Source organism: Demequina sp. NBRC 110057 (assembly GCF_002090175.1).
Lineage (GTDB): Bacteria > Actinomycetota > Actinomycetes > Actinomycetales > Demequinaceae > Demequina.
The window spans coordinates 409,593-428,385 of the sequence record NZ_BBRN01000006.1; the positions used below are offsets into that span (position 1 = coordinate 409,593).

Here is an 18,793-nt window from a genome sequence, read left to right on the forward strand (position 1 = left end):
CATCGCATGACTACATTTCCCGACGGATTTCTCTGGGGTGCCGCGACCGCCGGGCACCAGATCGAGGGCAACAACGTCAACAGCGACTGGTGGGCTCGCGAGCAGATGATGCCAGGCATGGAGCTGTCGGGTGACGCCGTCGACAGCTACCACCGCTATCGCGAAGACATCGCGCTGCTTGCCGAGGCGGGCCTCACCTCGTACCGCTTCAGCCTCGAGTGGTCCCGCATCGAACCGGTGCGCGGATACTTCTCGAAGGCGGAACTCGCGCACTATCGCCGCATGATCGACTTCTGCCTCGACAACGGCGTCACCCCCGTGGTGACCCTGCAGCACTTCACCACCCCTCAGTGGTTCGCAGCGCTCGGGGGCTGGGACGGCCCCGAGGCCGAGGAACTCTTCTGCGCCTACGTGGAGCAGGCGTGCACCATCCTTGACGGCGTCGAGTGGGTCGTCACCATGAACGAGCCGAATATGCAGGCGGCGATCATGACGATGATGCGCCACCTTGGCGCTGGGGGCGGCGAGTGGACCAGCCCCACCGTCGAGGCGGAAGGTGACGAGGACAAGAAGCAGTCTCACAGCGAGTTCCTTACCTACGCGGACCCCGAGATCGGCAAGTTGTTCGGGCGCATCCACCACGCCGCGCGCGCGATCGTGCGCGAGCGCACGGGTGCCAAGGTGGGATGGACCATCGCTGCCGGCGCGCTCACTGCTGCGCCAGGCGGCGAGGAGAAGCTCCTCCAGATCCGTTACGGCAAGGAGGATGTGTACTGGGAGGGCAGTCGCGGCGACGACTTCGTGGGAGTGCAGGCTTACTCGAGCCAGGAGGTCGACGCGAACGGTCTCGTGCCACACCCGCCGCATCCCGACAACACGCTCGTCGGCACGGCGTTCCGTCCTGACTCGCTCGCGATGGCCGTGCGCCACGCCTGGGAGGTGAGCGAGCACACGCCGATCATGATCACCGAGAACGGGATCGCCACCGCGGACGACTCGCAGCGCGTGCGCTACACCCGCGAAGCACTCGAGGGACTGCACGCGACGATAGAGGACGGGATCGACGTGCGTGGCTATCTCCACTGGAGCCTTCTCGACAATTTCGAGTGGGGTCACTGGGAGCCCACCTTCGGCCTCATCGCGGTTGACCGCGAGACCTTCGAGCGCACCCCCAAGCCGAGCCTCGCGTGGCTGGGCCGGGTCGCCAAAGCAAACGCGCTCGCGTGATCCCCAGGGCGCCGGCCGTTGTGGCCGGCGCCCTGCCCCGATTTCCCCCTCACCCCGATTCCAGGAGTACCCGTGAACTTCGCCATGCCCGACGTCGTCGTGCCCCCACTGTCAGACCTCACCTCGCTGCGTGGCCGCGTCGCGGTGGTCACCGGGGGCGCGCAGGGAATCGGCCGGGCCATCGCGAACCGCCTTGCCGAGGCGGGTGCGTCGGTCGCCATCGCAGACCGCAACGGTGACGCCGCGTCAAGCGTTGCGCGCGCGATCGCCGAGGAGCATGGTGTACGCGCGCACGGCATCGCTGTGGACGTCGCGGATGGTGAGTCCGTCGACCGCGCTGCCACGCTGGTGGTTTCCGAGCTCGGTGGCCTGGACGTGTGGGTTAACAACGCGGGCTTGTTCCCGTCTGCGCCACTCGATGTCATGTCCGACGATGACTGGGACAGGGTCTTCGCCGTGAACGTCCGCGGGGTTCGCAACGGCATTAAGGCTGCTGCCGCGCGGATGGGTGAGAGCGGCGGTGTCGTGGTGAACATCGCGTCGCTCGCCGCTTTCGAGGGGACGGCGCCGGGACTGTCCGCGTACGTGAGTTCGAAGCACGCGGTGCGTGGACTGACGCGTCAGGCGGCCATCGAGCTCGCGCCGCGCGGGATCCGTGTGCTCGGCGTGGCGCCCACGTTTGTCATGACCGAGGGCACCATGGCGGCCGGTGCTGCCACTATGCAGGCGGCACAAGCCGCGGGTGAAGGCGTGCCCTCCATGCCCGCGCCCGCCACCCTCATCGGCCGGCAGGGAACCGCCGACGACATCGCGCGGGTCGCGCTCTTTTGTGCATCGAATCTCTCCGCGGTCATGACCGGAAGCACCCTTCTCGCCGACGCCGGAGCCACGGCATAGCCGAGCGCATCCGGCGCGAGCAGCATACGAGAGCAACGCGACTAAGACGAAGGATCACCCATGCTGAAGCCCAAGATGACGCCCACCCGTGAGCTGGTGAGCCTGGACGGGACATGGCGGTTCGACCTTGACTCCAGACTTGGGCAGCGTCCGTGGGAGGCTCCCCTCGACACTTCGCTCGAGGCGGCGGTGCCGGCGAGCTACAACGACCTGTTCGTGGACGAGGAGATCCGCAACCACGTGGGTTGGGCCTATTACCAGCGCATGGTTCAGGTGCCGCGCGGCTGGGGCGCGGAGCGCATCTATCTTCGCTTCGATGCCGCGACCCACGCCGCGAAGGTATACGTAGACGACGTGTTCGTCGGAGAGCACGTGGGCGGCTACACGCCCTTCGCGATCGACGTCACCGACCATGTGGACGCCGGACAGCCATTCCGGCTCACCGTCGCCGTGTCAGGCGACCTCACCAACGAGACGATCCCCCCAGGCAAGATCGAGGTGGGAATGACCGGCAGGCAGAGCCAGACCTACTTCCACGACTTCTACAACTACGCGGGCCTCGCACGTTCGGTGTGGCTGTGCACCACACCCCATGACCGCATCGAGGACGTGGTCGTCACGACGGACTACGAGGGGGCCGACGGGGCGGTGACCTATCGCGCGGACGTCGCCGGCTCCGGCTCCGGCGCCGTCCGCGTCAGCCTTGCCGATGCGGACGGTGCCGTGGTCGCGGAGGCGACTGGAGCATCGGGCGTCCTCAGTGTCACCGACGTGACCCTGTGGAAGCCGGGATCTGCCTACCTTTACGACCTGACCGTCGAGTTACTCGACGGCGACGCTGTCATCGACTCCTACACGCTTCCCGTTGGCGTGCGCACTGTGGAGGTGCGCGGGACCCAGTTCCTGATCAACGGAGAGCGGTTCTACTTCACGGGCTTTGGCAAGCACGAGGACACCCCCGTCCGCGGCAAGGGGCACGACGACGCGTACATGGTGCACGACTTCCACCTCATGGACTGGATCGGCGCCAACTCGTTCCGCACCTCCCACTACCCGTATGCCGAGGAGGTGCTGGAGTTCGCCGACCGCCACGGCATCGTCGTCATTGATGAGACAGCGGCGGTGGGTCTCAACATGGGAGTCGTCGGCGGCATGTCCGGTACGCCGCCGTTTCCCACTTTCTCCGAGCAGTACGCGAACGACATCACCCAGGCGGCGCACGCGCAACACATTCGCGAGCTGATCACTCGCGACCGCAACCACCCGTCGGTCGTGATGTGGTGCCTCGCCAACGAGCCTGCCTCGAACGAGGACGGCGCACGCGAGTACTTTGAGCCTCTCGTGACGCTGGCACGGGAGCTCGATCCGACCCGACCGATGGCCTATGCGCTGGTGATGTTTGCGACCTTCGAGAACGACCAGTGCATAGACCTCTTCGACGTCGTGTGTATGAACAGGTATTACGGCTGGTATGTCGCATCCGGCGACCTCGCGACCGCAGAGATGTACCTGGCGGGGGACATCAAGGGGTGGATTGAGCGCACCGGCAAACCGATCATGATGACCGAGTACGGCGCAGACACGATGGAGGGCCTCCATTCCGTACATACGCAGGTGTGGACCGAGGAGTACCAGCGGGACTACCTGGAGATGAACCACCGCGTCTTCGACCGGTTCCCCGAGTTCGTGGGCGAGCAGATCTGGAACTTCGCCGACTTCGCCACCACCAACGCCATTCACCGCGTCGGCGGAAACAAGAAGGGAGTCTTCACGCGTGACCGTCGCCCCAAGTCGGTCGCCTTCGACCTCCGCAAGCGCTGGACGGGTCTCGCGGGACGCAAGCCCGGCACCGACGCCTCAGGGCAGGGCTGACGCCGATGGCGCGCTGGGGAATCATCGGAACGGGCGACATCTCCGCACGAGTTCTCGCCGACCTCAAGCGCACGCCCGGCGCCGAGGTCACCGCCGTCTGGGGGCGCGACGAGGCGCGCACCCAGGCGTTCGCTGCCGCGCACGGTATCGAGGCGAGCACCGTCGATCGGGAGGCAGTGTTCGCACGCGACGACGTGGACATCGTTTACATCGCGACGCCTGCACACACCCACCGCGACATCGCGGTAGTGGCTCTTGAGGCGGGCAAGGACGTGCTTGTCGAGAAGCCGATGGCTACCTCAGCGCGTGAGGTGCAGGACATCTTCGAGGCTGCGGCGCGCGCCGACCGTTTCGCGATGGAAGCGATGTGGATGCGCTTCAATCCACTCCACGTCGACGTCCGTCAACGGGTCGAGTCCGGCGAGATCGGTACGCCGAGCAGCGTGCGTGCGAGCTTCGGCACGCCCTTCTTTCCACGTCCGCGCGTGCAGCGGCCGGAGCAGGGTGGCAGCTCCCTGCTCGATCGCGGCATCTACGCGGTGACGCTCGCGCACTGGTTCCTCGGCGAACCGAACGCGGTGCACGCTCAGGCCACCTTCGTTGACGGCGTCGATGTCCGTGGCCATGCGACGCTTGAGCACGAGCGGGGCTTCTCGCAGATCTCATGGTCGAGCATGGAGTTCCTCGATCTCTCCGCGGCCGTCGCGGGCGAGCGTGGATGGATCTCGATCGATCCGATGTTCTGGGCGGGCTCGTCGGCCAAGGTGCATGCCGGCTCGATGGAGCGCATCTTCCAGTCTCCTGGGCCCGTCAGCCATCCGCGCGTCGGCAATGGGTACGGCCCGATGCTCGCCTCGGTGGAGGACGCGCTCGCGGCTGGTCTGAGGCAGCACCCTGCGCACGACGGCGAAACCACCGTCGCTGTGGCGCGCACCCTTGACATGATCCTGGGCGCCGCGACGCGCCCCACACCTTGAACGGAGCACGCGTGACCGACTACTACTGCAACCCGCTCGACCTCGAGTACCGCTACCAGGAAACACGCTTCTCCGGCATGGTCCAGGGCATGCAGATCGCGCCCGCGCGCCGCAGCGTGCATCGCGAAGCGGCCGACCCCTCGATAGTGCGCTACCAGGGTCGATACTTCATGTTCGTGTCGATGTCCCGGGGGTTTTGGCACTCCGCGGACCTTGCTTCATGGACGTACCAGCCCACGGAAAAGCTGCCTGCGTACGACTACGCCCCGGACGTGCGTGTGGTCAACGGTTCACTCCTCATCAGCGCCTCGCGCAAGGGCAAGGAGTGCCCGTTTTTCCGTAGCGACAACCCGCTATCCGACGATTTCATCGAGGTCAGCCCCGGCAGCTTCGCCTTCTGGGACCCGGCGGTGTTCCAGGACGATGACGGCCGAGTCTTCCTGTACTGGGGTTGTGACGCAGTGCTCCCCATCTACGGCGTCGAACTCGACGACCAGCTGCGTCCGATCGGAGATCCAGCTGAACTCATACACGCGGACGTGGAGACTCGCGGCTGGGAGCGCCCCGGTGAGAACCACGTGGTGCCCGAGCCCACGACCGACCTCGAGCGCAAGATCGCACAGTTCTCCGCGGCGGGCCCGTTTCTCGAAGGTGCGTGGATGACCCGCGTCGGCGAGCGTTACTACCTCCAATACGCGGGACCTGGCACCCAGTGGAACACGTACGCGGATGGCTACTTCGTGTCCGATTCCCCGCTAGGTCCGTTCACGTACTCCGACGAAAGTCCGTTCTCCTATAAGCCGGGAGGGTTCATCACGGGCGCTGGCCACGGCAGCACCTTCGAGGATGAGCACGGCAACTGGTGGCACGCGGCGACGATGCGGATTAGCGTGAACGACATCTTTGAGCGTCGGGTCGGGATCTTTCCGGCCGGTTTCGACGATGACGGCGTCTTGTACTGCAATCAGGAGTTTGCCGACTACCCGACGGCGGTTCCCCGCACCACGGTGGATCCCCGGGACGTCACCGAGCCCGAGTGGATGCTGCTGTCCTACAAGGCCACGACGTCTGCGTCGTCCGCCAAGGAGGGGTTCACGTCCGACAAGGCGACCGACGAGGACATCAGGACCTGGTGGGCAGCGGGTTCCTCGGGCGAGGGTGAGTGGATAGCCGTCGACCTGGGCGAGGAGATGCGCGTCTCCGCACTGCAGATCAACCTCGCCGACGAGAACCTCGCATCGAGCGCTCCCGAAAACACCGACGGCGCCGACATGGGCCACACCTGGCGAAGCATCTACAGCGAGCACGATGCGGCACTGATCCGGATCGAGGGCTCCGTGGACGGTGAGACCTGGGACGTGCTGCACGACGGCGCCGCTGAAGGCCGCGATCGTCCTCACGCGCTCATCGTGCTCGACGCGGCCACGCCATTGCGCCACGTGCGGGTCATCGGCCTTCAGGTCCCGTTCTCAGGGACCTTCGCCGTCAGCGGCCTGCGAGTGTTCGGGCGTGCGCCTGGAGAACGGCCAAGCGCCGTGGATGCGCCTAGGGCTGTCCGCGCCGAGGGCCGCACCGCCGTCGTCGAATGGGACGGTGTCGCGGGCGCTCTCGGCTACAACGTGCGGTTCGGCAGTCGCGCCGACAAGCTCTATCGCAGCTGGATGGTGTACGGATCGACCCGCCTCGACATCCCTGCCCTCAATGCCGGCACGGATGTGTGGGTGGCAGTGGACGCCTTCAACGGTAGTGGCGTCTCGCGAGGCGAGCCGGTGCGAGCGGTCGCGGCCGAGGTGGAGTGACGTCAACGGTCAGCGGTCAGCGGTCAGCGGACTGCCGCGTCGTGGTGCGACGTTCGGGCAAGTCCGGTGCATGTGCGTGCGCTGAGCGGTAGGAGGTTGGCGTGACGCCGTGTACCTGGCGGAACACCTTCACGAAGTAGTTCGCGTCGTCGTAACCGACATACGCGGCGATGTCGCGAACGGTTCTCGAGGTGGTCGCGAGCAGCCGCGTCGCACGGTGAACGCGACGCTCCGCAACGTACTTCGCGATGGTGGTGCCCGTGGCGTCCTTGAACCGTCGTGTGAGGGTTGAGGTCGACACGCCGATCCGTGCCGCTAGTGCGGTGGGGGACACCGGCTGACTGAGGTGGAGCTCGATCTCATCGAGAGCCCGCCTGACGATCGGCGGGTAGCCGGCCCGCTGGTGCCGGCGTACTGCGCGACTGAACGCGGAGATCATCTGCGCGTTGAACTCGGCAGAACGGCGAGCATCGGCGGTGTGGCCAATCCGATGCAGGCGCTGGGCATACTCCTGCGAGATCGCGTCGATCGTGACTCCAGGTACCCCGCCGCGCTGCGCTGCCACACGCGCCATGATCCTCAGAATCGTGGTGCCGAGGTAGGGGGTAGTGAGATAGGTGATGGTCGAAGGGGTGCTCGACAGGCGCGCGAGGGTGTCCAGGGCCTCGTGTGTCGACCCGTCCGCGATTGCGTCCATGAAGCGCTGCTCGAGTCGGTATCTCTCCTCGACGACCTCGAGCGATGCCGACTGCCGCGCCTCGTCCGCGTCTGGGTCGAGGCGGCCACCCGCTGCCATGATCCGTTGAAGAGCTCCGATCGAGTCGCGTACGCCTGCAGCGCGGAGGGCGGCGGAAGCGCCGCGATGGGCATACTCCGCGTCGACGATCGCGTAGCGCGTCCGGTAGAGGCGGTACAGCGCGGCGTGTGATCGCGGCAGGGCATTCGCCCTCACCAGTTCGGGCACGGTTTCTGGGTAGATCGCCTCGTGCGTGTACGGACCGACGATCAGTACATGCGTTCCCCACCGTGCCAATGCCACCGCCATCCCCAGTGGCTCGCAGAGTTCGTGGATCACCTGTGTCGGCATATCCTCGATCGTTTGTCGCAGTACAGAAGCCGTCAAGGCGGGCTGGAGTTCGGGATCGAAACAGTGGTCGGCCTCGAACACGGTCAAGGTGGAGGCGAGGGCGGTCGTGATCTGCACGGAGCAGCCGAGGACCTCTTCAATCGCCTCAATCGCGGCCCTGGCCGGGGCATCGTTGCCAGTTCGCCGTGAGCCGTGCACCGTTGCTCCCCACCTAGTCTCGCAGTTCTGCAGAATTCATTCTAGTTCTGCATGATGAGTCCTATCACCTGCGGGCACATGACTCCTACCGTGAGCACAGGCCGACGAGTGTCGGCCCCATGCGCCAAAGGAGCCCGCCATGACCACCCGTTTCGCCCCTGCCCACCGGCGAGAGGCCCTCATCCTCGACGGTTGGGCCTTCGCCCCCGCGGAGATGCCCCTCGATTCGACCTGGGAACAGGTGGCGGCAGAGGGCGCCGCGACGACCGTTCCGCACACGTGGAACGCGGTCGATGGGCAAGCGGGCGGCGAGTACCGCCGTGGCCGCTCGACCTACGCGCGCAAGATCGTCGCAAATGCGGGTGCGGCCGAGACCTGGATCGAGTTCGAGGGCGTGAACTCCACCGCCCTCGTCTCCATGGGAGGGCGCGTGCTACGTCAGCACGACGGCGGCTATTCGACGTTTCGCGTCAACCTCACCGACGCGCTTGTCGATGGCGAGGGCACCGTCATCGTGATCGTCGACAATGCCGCGAACGAGACGGTGTACCCCCAGCGGGCGGACTTCACGTTCTATGGCGGCATCTATCGCGACGTGCGCCTCATCGAGGTGCCCGCTACCCACCTCGTACTCCACGACGACGGCCCGGGTCTGCAGGTGACGCCCGCGCTCGCGGGTGACCGCGCGGACGTCGCGCTGAGCGCGCGCGTTGCTGGTGCCGCCGAGGCCCGGGTCCGGTTCACGATCGACGGTGAGGCAGACGTCACGGTTCCTGTCGTCGCGGGCGCCGCCGAGGCCGTTCTCGTCATCGATCATGTGCGCCGCTGGCACGGTCTTCGTGACCCGCACCTGTACACGGCGCGGGCCGAGGTCCTCGTCGGCGAAGAGATCGTCGATGGTGTGGAGCTGCGCTTTGGGTGCCGCGAATTCAGTATCGACGCTGATCGTGGGTTCCTGCTCAACGGCGAGGAGTACCCCCTGCGTGGAGTGTCGCGCCACCAGGATCTCCAGGGTGTGGGCAACGCGATCACCGAGGAGATGAAGCAGCAGGATCTCGCTCTGATCAAGGAGATTGGCGCGACCACGGTCCGCCTTGCGCACTATCAGCACGATCAGCGCTTCTACGATCTTTGCGACGAGGCGGGTCTCGTTGTCTGGGCGGAGATTCCGCAGATCACGGTGTTCCTGCCCGGTGCGGTCCAGAACGCCCGCGATCAGCTCACCGAGCTCATTGTGCAGAACCGCCATCACGCGAGCATTGTCTGCTGGGGCCTGTCGAACGAGATCACGCTTGCCGGTGCTGGCGAGGATGTGCAGGCCGCCCATCACGACCTCAATGACCTCGCCCACGAGCTCGACGGCACTCGCCCCACGGTCATGGCAAACCTTTTCCTGCTCGAGACGGACCACCCGCTCGTGACGCTGCCAGACGTGATGTCCTACAACCTCTACTTCGGTTGGTATGTGGGCGAGGCCCCGGACAACGACACGTGGCTCGACGACTTCCACACGGCGAACCCGACGACGCCTATCGGCCTGTCGGAGTATGGCGCCGATGCCAACCCGCTGTACCAATCCGCAAACCCCACCAAGGGCGACTACACGGAGACCTACCAGGCGCTCTATCACGAGCACATGGTGGAGATGATCGAAGCGCGTCCCTGGCTGTGGGCGACCCACGTGTGGAACCTCGCGGACTTCGGCTCCGCCGGCCGTGACGAGGGTGGTGCGACTGGCCGCAACCAGAAGGGCCTCGTCTCGTTCGATCGCACCCTCAAGAAGGATGCGTTCTACGTCTATAAGGCGGCATGGTCGACTGAACCGTTCGTGCACGTCGCGGGTCGTCGCCGCCCTGATCGCGCAGAGGCGAACACCGAGGTGGTCGTGTACTCCAATCAGCGCGAGGTCACCCTCGAGGTCGACGGCAAGGTACATGGTGTCGCCACTGGCGACCGGGTATTCCGTTTCGATGTGCCGATCACGGGCGAGCACCGGATCACCGCGCGCGCCGACGGGGTGTCGGACACGATCGAGGTGCGCAAGGTGGAGAGTGTGCCCGAAGCGCAGGTGATGCCGACCACGACTATCGCCAACTGGTTTGACGACGCGGACCTTCCCGCGCCCGAGGGTTACTTCTCGATCCGCGACAGCCTTGGTGATATCAAGCAGACCGAGGCGGGCGCGCAGCTCCTCGCGACGGTCATGGAGGCGATGGCTACCAGCCGCGGAGAGGTGGGCCGCGGGGTCGAGATTCCGCCTGCGATGCAGGCGATCGTTGACCGCATGAGCGTGGAGAAGCTCCTGAGCCAGGCCGGCAGCGTGCCGCCCGAGCAGGTGGCGGCGCTCAACGCGCAATTGAACCTGATCGCCAAGTAACGGGGCCGTTAAACGGCCGTGCAAGCGGGCCCGCCATGTGGCGGGCCCGCTTCGTCGTGTCAGGCCGTGGCCGCGGCCAAAGGGACTCGCACCACGGTGCCGCCGGCGTCGACGGCGATGGACTCGCCCAGGGGACCGACGATTGTCCCGGACGTGGACGCCGGGGCATCGACGCTGATTTCAAGCTGATCGCCCTCGACGCGCCATGCCACCGTGATCCGACCACGCGGAGTGTCGTGATGGCCCTTCGCCCAGGTGAGGTTCGCATGCGGGTGGGGCCGCACGGTGAACCGCTCCCAGCCCACAGAATCCGCCGGTTGACGCAACCCCAGGGTGTGGGTGTGGAGGAACCGGACGACTGCGCCCTTGCTGTAATGGTTCAGGGACTCGTGCGGCTCGCCCTCGAGGTCGACGCCGTCCCAGTCTTCCCAGATGGTCGTCGCGCCGCGGCCCACCATGTTCAGCCAGGAGGGCTCGGTGCGCTGGTAGAGCAGGGAGTACGCGACATCGGCATGACCGGCATCGGACAGGGTCGGCAGCAGGTGCCCGGTAGCGAGGAAGCCTGTGGTGAGGTGATCGTCAGCCTCGTGCACGAGCTCGACGAGGCGCGCCGCGGCGTCATCGGTCTGGTCGTGGGGGATAAGGCCGAACGACAGGGCTCGCGCGTAGCCCGCCTGGGAGTCGCCCGCCGTGCGGCCGTCGCCCATGAGGTACTCGGTCCGCCAGGCGTCCAGGACCTTCGCCGCTAGTTCCTCATAGCGTCGAGCTTCCTCTCCCTTACCCAGCACCACGGCGATGCTCGCGAGCGTAGACGAGGAGAGGTAGAGGTAAGCGGTGCCCACCTCCCCCTTGTCCGCCATGAACCATTCCATGGGGTTGTCCTGCAACGGATTCGCGCGCGAGCCGTCCGCGTTGCGAGGCACTGGCTCAGTCCACTCTCCCCAGTGAAATGAGCCGTCCCACAGGTACTGCTCATGAGGCGCGGCTTCGGGCTGGGTGCGCTGGCGCGCGATGTGGCGCGCGGACCGAGCGTTGCTTGCAGCCCAGTCGACCCACTGGACCATCGCGTCCCAGTTCTCTGTGAGGACCGTCTCGTCGCCGTAGGACTTGTACATCTCCCACGGCACCAGCACGATGGCATCGCCCCAGCCTGCCGAGCCGGTCATCATCGCGAACTGGTCGTTGAGCTTGAGCTTGATGCGGCGCCCGTCCGGCGAGAAGTTGGCGACACGTCCGTCGGGAAGTTGGTCGTCCCGCACGGACCTCAGCCACTTGCGCGAGAAGCCGAGCACGTCGTAGAGGCGTGTCGCCGTGGGTGCGAACACTTGGTAGTCGCCGGTCCAGGCGAGGCGTTCGCGCGTGGGGCAATCGGTCGGCACGTCGACGGCGTTACCGCGAAAGCTCCAGTCGGCGATCTCATGGAGGCGGTTGAGTGCCGCGTCGCTGCATGAGAAGGATCCCGTGCGCTCGAGATCCGTATGGACCACTCGCATCGACACCGAAGCGGGATCGAACGGCGCGCCGTCGCGCGTCACGCGCGCGAACTGGAAGCCATGGATGGTGTGCCGGGGCTCAAACGTCGTGCCCGAGCCATCGGAGATGACTTCGTCGCGTTGCACGAACTGCTTGGTCGGTTCACCCGGCCGATGCGAGTCGAGGTGGCGCGTTTGCAGATCCCCACCGTCGTACGCGAACTCTCCGTACTCAATTGTCGTGCGCGTGCCGCGTGTCCCGAGGTCTGACATCGCAATCCAGCCCGAGGCGTTCTGGCCAAAATCGATGACCCATGTGGAGTCGGAGACTTGCCACGCCGAGGCCGCCCTCAAGGTGGCGGTGGCCCGTACTGGCGGCGCCGGCGACCACGAGACAGGGGGTGCTTGGACGGCGGGGAGAGTCACGGGCATGGGCTCTGACTCGGCGGTGAGGTCGACCTTTTGACCCTCCATGAGGTCGGCCGCGACGATGCGTGAGCGGCAAACGGTCCACGAATGATCCGTACGGATCACGCGCCGTGAGCCGTCACGGAGGTCGAGGTGGACCTCCGCGCGTACTCCGGGGGTGTCGCCCCATTCGGCGGGGATGCGAAAAGCCCCCACGAGCCCCTGGTACCACCCGGCGGACACGGTGAGCTCGAGTCTGTTGGCTCCCGCGACGATCAGGTCCGTGACGTCGTACGCCTGGGCGTACAGGGTGATGTCGTAGGAGGACGTTCCTGGCGCGAGCTCGGTGGAGCCCACGCGCGCCCCGTTGACTGTGGCGTCGTAAACTCCGAGCGCCGTGGCGTAGAGGCGCGCCCGCACGACGTCGGCGTCGACGGTGAATGCCTGGCTGAAGGTGTGGGCGGGAAGGTGTCCGCGGGAGGCCTCGGCCGACGCTGGCAGGGCAAGCCATGCGGCGCTCCAATCCTCATCAAGCAGACCACATTCGAACGAATGTGGGACGCTCCACTCGCCTCCGGTGGCACGCACGCGCCATGCGACGCGTTGGCGGCTCGCAAGGGGCTCATAAGGCCACGGCACCTCAAATGTGCCCTGGGCAACGCGGTGAATGCTCGTTGGGCCATCGTCGATGCGCGTTTCAATCTCGTACACGGCGGCGCTGTCCGCGCCGGGGCCGGGTGTCCACGTGAGCCGAGGCTCGCTCCCCGTCACCGTCACGGTGTCTCCGCCTGCATCGACGCGGAGGCGGCTCGGGGTGATGGAGCATGGAGCGTTCATGAGACTCCTTCGTCTGGGTGGGCTCGGCCGTAAGGGTGGCGGTTTGAGTGGTCCCCTACGCGCCACGATCGTGAAGAAACAGTAACCAACGTGGTTACTTTAAACAAGCGATAGGCTCTGACGGCGACGCGCAGAAGCGCGGCGGCGTCCGGTGACGGGAGGCGGCGCGATGGCAGACGAAGGAGCCGGCGCGGAGGTGCGCAGGCGAGGGCCAAACTCCTCGACCCCCGCCAGGCGAGCCCAGTTGGCGCGAGCGGCACTGGAGAGTTTCGCGGAGCACGGCTACGAGCGCGCGTCGCTGCGTGACATCGCCGCACGTGCGGGCGTCACTCACGCGGCAGTACTGCGCCACTATGCGGACAAGGACGAACTGCTGGTCGCGGCGCTTGAACTGCGCGATCAAGAGGACGCCGCCGTGAGCGAGCGTTTGCAAGATGCGCACGCCACGCGGTCGGAGATCATTGATGCGATTTTCCGGCAGGAGTTCGCGGACCCAGGATTGCAACGGAACTGGTTGGCGCTGACCATTGCGGCCACCCACCCCGATCACCCCGCCCATGACTTCTTCGTGCGCCGGCGTGAGCGCATGCGGGCGAACTTCCGCGACACCGTCCTCGTCGGCACAGGTGAAGAAGTCCTGACGGCGTCGGACAAGGTCACTCTCTTGCAGGCGCTGGTCGATGGCGCGCGGATTCAATCCCTGCTCGATCCCGAACGCGACGTCCTCCACTTGGTCGAGGTGGTGCTGGGGCTGGTGGCGGGACCGTCAGATTGACCTAGCGGACGCCCCGGATGGGCGCGACGAGCAGGCCACCGACGAGCGCCAACCCCGCGGCGACGAAGTACACAGGTTGGTAGTTGTCGTCACCTGCGAGGAGCACGATCCCGGCGGCGAGTGCGGGCGCGACGGCCTTCGGGATTTCGTTTGCCAGCTGCATGATGGCGACCCAGCGACCGGCGGCCGTACGGTCGGGGAGGACATCGAGCATCAGTGCTTGGTCGACCGCGCCGAAGATCCCGCTCGCGAGCCCGAAGATGACGGTGCCCACGATGTACATCATGTTCGAGGTCACCAGGCCCACCGTCAGCAAGCCGGCCGCCATGATCAGGCCGCTCGCCATCACGAGGGGCTTGCGGCGCCCGATGCGGTCGGAGACGACGCCCGAGCCGAGTGCGCCTGCCATGGTGAAGATCATGCTGACCCCGCCCGCGGTGGCGGTCAGTGCTGCGACGGCGGCGTCGTCGAGTCCGAGCCGCGAGCCGAGGAAATAGACCGAGTAGATCGACATCATGTACAGCGCGATGAACACCGCAAGCTTGCTGATCCATGCCCATGCAAAGTCGCGATGGTCGCGGGGGTCGAACACCATGTGCCGGAAGACGGTGGTGATCTTGACCCGCGTCGCGTCGAGGTAGAGGCTCGAGGGGTCATCCATGCGGACCATGAAGATCAGGGACCCGATGCATGCGAGGACTGCCGGCACGACAAACATCGCGACGGGCATCGTGACCAAGGCTCCGGCGAGCACGATGCCCGCGATCGATGCGACTTGAGTCACAGCCCCATTGATTCCCGCAACGATCCCTCGCTGAGACTCGGGCAGCTTGTCGCCCATGTGGGTAAGGATCATCGAGCCGGTCGTGACGAGCCCGAGGTATCCCACGAGCCAGCCTGTCAGCACCACGGCGAAGTTGTCGCTCACGCCAATCATCGTGTAGCCGGCCAGGCCCGCGACGAGTCCGCCCAGCATCCACGGGCGACGTCGCCCCATGCGAGAACGGGTGGTGTCGCTGAGGATGCCAATGACGGGGTTCACGAAGATGAGAGCGACCGCCGCAGTGGTCAGCACGATCGCGAGCAGCGAGTTCTTGGCGTCCGGGTTGATCTCTTCGACCTTGATGGCGAGAGAAAACGTTCCGGGTGCAATGGTGGCGATCGGGATGGCGAACTGCGCCGCAAACATGAGTGCCATGTATCGCTTGGGCCAACGTGGCGGCTCGCTCGCGAGCTGCGGGGCCGCCTTCTCTGGTGCGGCGGTGGCCATGGCCGTGGCAACGGCGTCGGGTTCGGGGTGACTCATAAGAACCTCGTTGTTCGGAATCGATCTAGGCGACTACGGTGCCGCCGACGCTGTATTTGAGCATCGGATCGCACTATTTGTCAACCGGTTGCCAAACAAGGCGGGTGACCTGTCCTCTGACGTCGGCCAGGCGCGTGATCGACGGGAGTGCCCGTCAGGGACCAATCCCTACATCTCACCCTTGCGCGTGAGCCAGTTCATGGCGAGGTACCCCAGCGGAATGCGGATCCAGTACGTGATCACGCGGTAGATCAGCACCACGGGGGTCGCGACGGCGGTCGGCACTCCCGCGCCCACGAGGCCCGCGATGAGCGACGCCTCGACGGCGCCCAGTCCACCGGGGGTCGGCACCACGGCGCCGACGGCGTTGGACAGGAAGAACAGGATCGTGACGTCGATGATCGCGAGGTCCTGGCCGAACGCCTCGAGCGTGCAGAAGAACGTCCCCACGAAGGCGACGGTCTGCACCAGGTTGCCCGCGAGGCCCACGGCCAGGCGCCAGGGCTGGCCGAGGATCTGCACCAGGCGCGGCCAGGTCTGGCGCAGCGTCGGCATGATCTTGGCGAGCGTCCAGCGCCGCACCTTGGGGATCAGCATGAAAGCCGTGATGACGACGGCAGCGACGCCGATGCCGATGAGCACCGCCGTCGACGGCAGCGCCGCGAGCGTTCCCTGCGACCCCGTCACCAGGGTGAGGGTCAGGAGGCCGATGACGGTGACGACCACCGCGGAGACCTGCACCAGGGCGACGGTCGCCACGGCCAGGGGCCCGGTGACCTTGCGCTTGGTGAGCAGGCGCAGGTTGAGCGCCGCGGGACCGACGCCGGCGGGCACGGCGACCGCGATGTACCCCGCGGCAACCTGCGCGAGCAGCACCCGCATCCACGGCAGCCGCACGGGAGAGAAGGCGAGCATGGCGAGCGCGGCACCCACGTACGTGACGAAGGACCACAGCAGCGCGCCAAGGATCCACCACGGGTTCGCGGTGCTGAGGGCGCCCACCACGTTCTGGGTGTTGAACGAGGTGAGGATGACGGTGCCGATGAGGACGGCGGCGCCGAAGAGCACCACGGTGCGCCATCCGAAACGGGCGATGTTCTGCTGCTCGATCTCCGCATCGGGCACCCGCGTGACGATGGCCGCACGCGTGTCCTTGAGCACGTCACCCTGCGCCTTGAGCGTGCGCTGGGTGGAGCGGGGAAGCACGATGGCCTGCAGCAGCGGCGCGACCTGCTCGACGATTCCCTCGCCCAGCGCCCGGAACGCGGCGTCGACGGCACGGTCGGGCCCCACGATGGTGGCCGTCGCGGCGAGGACCTGCACGTTGTCGAGGCGCCTGGCGAGCGTCGACGTGGCGACCTCGCCCATGTCCCAGCTGGTGATCCACACGAGCGGGGCGCCGGTGTCCTCGCCGTCGCTCACCAGGATGGTGTCGGACGTGATCTGGCGGTGCGAGACACCTGCGGCGTGCGCCTGCGCGAACTGCTCCCACACGGCGTCCAGCAGTGCGTCGTCCACCTCATCGGCCGTCATGTCGGACAGCGCGCGGGCGGCGACGGGGCGCTGGTAGACCACCAGCATGGTGTCCCGTGCCTGGCTCATGCCGAGGACGCGGGCGGTGCGCACCCCGGCGGCGCGCGCGGCGTGCGAGACCAGCGCGGTGGACTCGGCGGCGTGGCGCAGGCTGACCTCGGCGCGCGGGTCGATGCCGCGGAAGCGCAGCGTGCGCCACCACTTGGTGAGGAAGCCGGCGGTGTGCTGATCACCGTCGAGCGCGAGCACGATGAGGTGGTGGCCCTCGACGGTGGTGACGGCGTAGATGCGGCCGGAGCGGGTGCGGCCGATCGCGGCGGCGACGTCGTCCTGGGTCTCGGGAACGTCGGTATCGCGGTGGTCGGCGCGGACGATGCGGCGAGGCTCGAACCCGGCCCGCCGAATGCCGTCGGCAAGCGTGGCCCCGTAGGCGCGGTCGGCGGTGGAGCCCACGGCCCAGCGCAGGATGAGGCCCGAGGCACGGCCGATCAGCACCACGGTTACCGCGGCGGGAAGCGTGACGATGCCGGAGATCACGCCGACAGCGGCGGCGATCCATACGAAAGGCCACGACACGGACAGCACGCGCCTCGTCGAGCGCAGGCCGGCCGCGGTGAGCATCGCGGCGACGGCGGCGAGGTAGGCGGGAAGCTGCACCACCATGTCCCCGTCGGAGCCGCGCACCGACAGCGAGGTGATGAGCTCATCGGCCCCGAACTCGAGGGTGGTGATCGCGGCGATGACGGTGACGATGAACGCCAGCACTCCCGCGCCGATCACCTCGAGGATGCGGCGAGGCTCGCGCCGGAAGCCAAGGTCGAGCACCACAGCGAGCGGCACCACGATGGTGACGATGCCGGAGAAGATGTTGACCGGTGCGACAAGCAGTCGCTGCAGGACGCGGGCGAAGCCCTGGACGTCCTCGGTCAGGCCCTCCGTGGTGGCGGTGCCGTAGGCGCCCAGCAGCAGCACGAGCACGATGCCGAGCACCGTGAGGCTCGCCGCGAGGATGTCGGAGACGCGGTGCACGCGCGTCTCGGGGGCGTCCACCACCGTCACGCCGCGAAGCGGATCGACGCTGGCAGAGTCCTCCTGCGTCGCTCCGGGGCCGGCCATGGCTCCGAGTGTAGGAGGTACAGGCCCCGGTCAGCTCACCCCGAGCGCGTCGAGCCACTCGGCGGGCACCACCTCGGGCCCGATGAACGACACCGCGTCCAGGGTCCAATGCGCCAGGATCAGCGGCCCCAGGCGCCCCGTCCGGTGGAACCAGTACGCGAAGACGAGGCCCATGACGACGTTGCCCAGCGCCATCGGCCACCCCTGATACAGGTGATAGGCGCCGCGCAGCAGCGCCGACGCGAGGATGGCCGCGTACGGCGACCACCGCAGCTCCTTGAGCCGCGTCACCAGGTAGCCGACGGCGATCGTCTCCTCCAGCACGCCCGCCACGGCGGCCGAGAGCAGGAGGATGGTCGCGGCCCACCAGGCATCGGGCAGCCCCGAGGTGTCGATGCGGACCGTCTGGCCCAGCGCGCGCGACACGGCGTACAGCGCGAGACCGGGGATGCCGATGCAGGCCGCCAGCGCGAGCGCCCCGAGCGCGTCGCGTCGCAGGCCGTGCCTGCCGCCCGTGAGGCCCAGGCGCCTGTGGGCCGAGCGCCCACCCATGCTCAGCAGGTATAGCGCGAGCGCAACCGGCATGAGCAAATACGCCTGGCGCACCACCTGCGAGGCAAGGTCCACCCAGTCGATCGAGGAGCGTGACGGGTTGAGCGTCGTGGACTGGTCGCCGATCGCCGGCTCGGCAAGGTAGCGCTCGATGAGCGTGAGCGCCGCCGTGATCGCGTAATAGCCGAGCGACAGCCCCAGGACGATGCCGATCTCGGCCTTGAGGCGGCGCGGGCTGGGGTTGGCGGGGCCGGTGGCGACAGCCGATGCCGCGGCCGGCTGGGTGCCGGCGTCCGGGGAGGAGCTCATGGTCACGCCACCCTAACGAGCGGCGGGGGCGGGCCGTCACCAGGGTGACGG

12 protein-coding genes are annotated in these 18,793 nt (G+C 67.1%); 7 read left to right on the top strand and 5 right to left on the bottom strand.

The features are described from left to right. The first annotated feature begins 6 nt into the window (after positions 1-6). The 5 genes from B7K26_RS12625 (at position 7) to B7K26_RS12645 (ending at position 6,772) form a co-directional block, all read left to right on the top strand. Positions 7-1,227 (top strand): glycoside hydrolase family 1 protein, encoded by a 1,221-nt coding sequence (locus B7K26_RS12625; protein ID WP_084079548.1) that lies wholly within the window; start codon positions 7-9, stop codon positions 1,225-1,227. An 84-nt stretch (positions 1,228-1,311) separates the two neighbouring features. Next, on the top strand, positions 1,312-2,124 hold the full coding sequence (locus B7K26_RS12630) for an SDR family NAD(P)-dependent oxidoreductase (protein ID WP_084079598.1): 813 nt from the start codon (positions 1,312-1,314) through the stop codon (positions 2,122-2,124). Positions 2,125-2,184: 60 nt separating this feature from the next. Then, complete coding sequence (gene uidA, locus B7K26_RS12635) at positions 2,185-3,996, top strand: beta-glucuronidase (protein ID WP_084079549.1); 1,812 nt, start codon at positions 2,185-2,187, stop codon at positions 3,994-3,996. A gap of 5 nt (positions 3,997-4,001) precedes the next feature. Then, positions 4,002-4,973: a Gfo/Idh/MocA family protein gene (locus tag B7K26_RS12640; RefSeq protein WP_084079550.1), complete on the top strand. Its 972-nt coding sequence runs from the start codon at positions 4,002-4,004 to the stop codon at positions 4,971-4,973. Between the two features lie 11 nt (positions 4,974-4,984). After that, on the top strand, positions 4,985-6,772 hold the full coding sequence (locus B7K26_RS12645; RefSeq protein WP_143340711.1) for a family 43 glycosylhydrolase: 1,788 nt from the start codon (positions 4,985-4,987) through the stop codon (positions 6,770-6,772). Positions 6,773-6,788: 16 nt separating this feature from the next. On the opposite strand, the gene B7K26_RS12650 is transcribed toward B7K26_RS12645, so the two are convergent. Next, positions 6,789-7,976 carry an AraC family transcriptional regulator gene (locus B7K26_RS12650; RefSeq protein WP_084079551.1) on the bottom strand — a complete coding sequence of 396 codons (1,188 nt, stop codon included), beginning with the start codon at positions 7,974-7,976 and terminating at the stop codon, positions 6,789-6,791. A gap of 220 nt (positions 7,977-8,196) precedes the next feature. Here B7K26_RS12650 and B7K26_RS12655 point away from each other — a divergent pair, with 220 nt between their 5' ends. Further along, positions 8,197-10,434, top strand: coding sequence for a glycoside hydrolase family 2 protein (locus B7K26_RS12655; protein ID WP_084079552.1), 2,238 nt, complete (start codon positions 8,197-8,199; stop codon positions 10,432-10,434). A gap of 59 nt (positions 10,435-10,493) precedes the next feature. Here the strand turns inward: B7K26_RS12655 and B7K26_RS12660 are convergent, their stop codons facing one another. After that, on the bottom strand, positions 10,494-12,902 hold the full coding sequence (locus tag B7K26_RS12660; protein ID WP_234998819.1) for an alpha-L-rhamnosidase: 2,409 nt from the start codon (positions 12,900-12,902) through the stop codon (positions 10,494-10,496). A 418-nt stretch (positions 12,903-13,320) separates the two neighbouring features. Here B7K26_RS12660 and B7K26_RS12665 point away from each other — a divergent pair, with 418 nt between their 5' ends. Beyond that, positions 13,321-13,926 carry a TetR/AcrR family transcriptional regulator gene (locus B7K26_RS12665; protein WP_084079554.1) on the top strand — a complete coding sequence of 202 codons (606 nt, stop codon included), beginning with the start codon at positions 13,321-13,323 and terminating at the stop codon, positions 13,924-13,926. 1 nt (position 13,927) lies between these two features. Here the strand turns inward: B7K26_RS12665 and B7K26_RS12670 are convergent, their stop codons facing one another. The 3 genes from B7K26_RS12670 to B7K26_RS12680 form a co-directional block, all read right to left on the bottom strand. Further along, on the bottom strand, positions 13,928-15,232 hold the full coding sequence (locus B7K26_RS12670; protein WP_084079555.1) for an MFS transporter: 1,305 nt from the start codon (positions 15,230-15,232) through the stop codon (positions 13,928-13,930). A gap of 168 nt (positions 15,233-15,400) precedes the next feature. Beyond that, a complete protein-coding gene (locus tag B7K26_RS12675) occupies positions 15,401-17,881 on the bottom strand; it encodes a lysylphosphatidylglycerol synthase transmembrane domain-containing protein (RefSeq protein WP_084079556.1) in 2,481 nt (826 codons plus the stop codon). 30 nt (positions 17,882-17,911) lie between these two features. Continuing rightward, a complete protein-coding gene (locus B7K26_RS12680) occupies positions 17,912-18,742 on the bottom strand; it encodes a CPBP family intramembrane glutamic endopeptidase (protein WP_084079557.1) in 831 nt (276 codons plus the stop codon). Between the last annotated feature and the right edge of the window lie 51 nt (positions 18,743-18,793).